Origin of the sequence: Streptococcus mitis, assembly GCF_001579035.1 — a bacterium.
Taxonomy (GTDB): domain Bacteria; phylum Bacillota; class Bacilli; order Lactobacillales; family Streptococcaceae; genus Streptococcus; species Streptococcus mitis_J.
Window position 1 is genome coordinate 156,714 of sequence record NZ_KQ970287.1, and the last position, 2,860, is coordinate 159,573.

2 protein-coding genes and 1 pseudogene are annotated in these 2,860 nt (G+C 29.9%); all 3 read left to right on the plus strand.

All coding sequences use genetic code 11. From position 1 onward, the window contains the following. On the plus strand, positions 1-1,257 hold a 1,257-nt coding region (locus SMIDD26_RS05220), incomplete at its 5' end, for a DUF4026 domain-containing protein (RefSeq protein ID WP_061439333.1). A gap of 288 nt (positions 1,258-1,545) precedes the next feature. Further along, positions 1,546-2,587 (plus strand): annotated as a pseudogene (locus SMIDD26_RS13575) (Fic family protein). A gap of 40 nt (positions 2,588-2,627) precedes the next feature. Further along, positions 2,628-2,860: hypothetical protein (locus SMIDD26_RS05230; protein WP_246746926.1), on the plus strand; the 233-nt coding region annotated here is incomplete at its 3' end.

Sequence of the window (2,860 nt, forward strand, 5' to 3'; positions counted from 1 at the left end):
CTTGCTTATTGGGAAGAATTTTCACATATGTTAGCTTTAGTACCTAATAATTACTCACTTACAGAAGATATTTTTGAAAATATTAAAGCTATAGATGGTATTGAAATTAAAGAAAAAAGTCTTCCAAGTGAAGATTATCCTGGAAAGATTGTTCTATCATATAAAGGAACTGATTTTGATGTAAGATTCTATCTTGGAGATTTTTGTGCAGAAGAAATGTATCAATGGGAATTACAATATTTTACAGAAGAAGAAAAAGAACAGATTTTAAATTCAAAGAATGCCTTAATTGTTTATATGAAATTTGAAGGAGATGCTAAAAAATGTTACCATTTACAGCTTAAGCTTGTATATGCTATGGTTCCTGAAATGGTTGCTCTTTGTGATGAAAGTGCTGAAAGAATGCTAAATAAAAAATGGGTTGAATTAGCAGCGAAATCAAATGTACTTCCTTCTCCATCAAGCCTATATACTGTTCAAGCTGTTTGTGATGAGAATGAAGTTTGGTTACATACTCATGGATTATGTAGATGTAATCTTCACGAAATAGAGATTTTGGATTCAAATAAGAAAGATTATGAATCACATTATAACTTACTTTCTAATTACGCTTCTATAATGATAGATGGAAATTATTCTAATGAAGATGAAGAAGAGATACATTTAGGAATGTTTTATGATGGAGAGCCAATAGTTGCTACATCTAAAAAATGGATGGATGCTTTGAAATATTATCCTAATGTTAATCTTGGAGGGATTGAAGACAGAAAAAAATCGCATAATTCTAAAACAAATATAATTTTCCTATATGAAAGTGAAGAAGACTATAATAATAACATTGTAAGTTTACCTTCAAAATTTACAGAAAAGTTTGATAATAATCCATTAATGTTCTTAAGTACTGAAGAAACTGCTAGAATGAGTGATTTAGCTAGAGAAAGATTTTCTTATGTTGAAAGAATGCTTAAGAAAAAACAAGAAGGTAATGAAGATATTACTATTATTATTAAATTAGGACTTGAAACAATAGATGAAGAAGGTAATTTGGATAGTACAAATCTTGAACATATTTGGTTTGAAGCTATTTCTATGGAAGGAGATAGTTTCAAAGCAGTATTGACTCAAGAACCATATCATATTCCAGATTTACATGAAGGTGATGAGGGGACATATTCTATAAATTATGTAAGTGATTGGATGATTTATACTGAAAAGGGTGTAATAACACCAGAGACTGTCTATTTGTTAGATTTATAAGAAAATAAAATAGAGCGTATGATAAAAAGTCTGTAAATTTAAATCAAGCCTTCTATGGTAAAATCGGCTCTTTGTCAAATAGGGTTGATGAAACAATTTTAGTGAAGGAATTAAGCAGCGTCAGGTTGCTTAATTCCTTTTTAGGGCTCTTTGTTAAATAAGATTGATGAAACAATCTTAACAGAAAATAACGATGTTTTTTGTTTCATTTTATTTTACAAATCAGGCAAGTGTTAATAATCGCCTAGGTTGCTAGCAATCGCCTAAAAATGTGATATAATTAGGCGAATGCGACTTTTTAGTAATGAAAATCTAGCAAGAAGTAAGTGGGATAGTGAAATGATAACTCTTCTTTCACAAATTCATGAACATAAGGGAAAACAAGAACTTTTTTGACACGCAAACCTGCTGTTTTAGATAAATTAGTAGAGATTGCTAAAATTCAAAGTGTAGAGGATTCTAATAAAATAGAGGGAATTGTTACTACAGCAGTCAGAATAAAAGAGTTAATGAATCAAAAAACAACTCCTAGAAATAGGGATGAAGAAGAAATTCTTGGATATAGAGATGTATTAAATACGATTCATGAAAGTTATGAATATATTTCAATCAACAGTAACTATATTTTGCAACTTCATAGAGAACTATTTAAGTATAGTGAAAAAGGAATTGGTGGTCGATATAAAAATAAGCAGAATTCTATTGTGGAAAAAGATAAAGAGGGTAATGCTGTCGAAAGGTTTAAACCATTATCCCCATATGAAACACCAGGCGCAATTGAGCAAATTTGTAATGAATTGAATATAGCTTTTGACAAAAAAGATGTGGATTCGTTACTTTTAATTCCAATTTTTATTCATGATTTTCTTTGTATTCATCCTTTCAATGATGGGAATGGAAGGATGAGTCGTTTATTAACAACTCTCTTACTATACAGACAAGGATATGTAATTGGGAAATATATCAGTTTAGAAAGTAAAATAGAAAAAATAAAAACAGTTATTATATAGCTTTAGAAAAAAGTGGGATAGGTTGGCATGAAAACAAAGAAGATTCTGTGCCGTTTATAAAATATATTCTTAGAACGATATTAGCTGCTTATATTGATTTTGAAGAAAGGGTTGATTATGTAGACGAAAAAGTGCCTACTATTGAACTTGTTAGAAATGCAATTGATAGGAAATTAGGTAAATTTACTAAAAGCGATATGATGGAATTAGTTCCAAGTGTAGGAAAGGCTACAATCGAAAATATGCTTAAGCAATTGACTGAGGAATCGTACATTGAAAGATATGGTAAAGGAAGAGCGACCTTTTATGTAAAAAAGTAGTTAAATAACTAGATTTTTAGGTGAATTTATGAGGAACAGTATGAAGTTTATACACGATAGAAGTAGCAACATCCTTTTCAGCCTTCATGATAGCAGGGTGAAAGAAATCAAATATCACAACGAAACTTTGACGTTAAAAGTTAATAAAATATATGAATTTGTGGAAGGTGAAAGAAAATCATACCCTGGTGAAATATGTTTTAAAAAATGTGATATAGACCTGTGCGATGTATTGATATTTAACAAAACCTTGGGTGAAGGGCGTTTCGATGG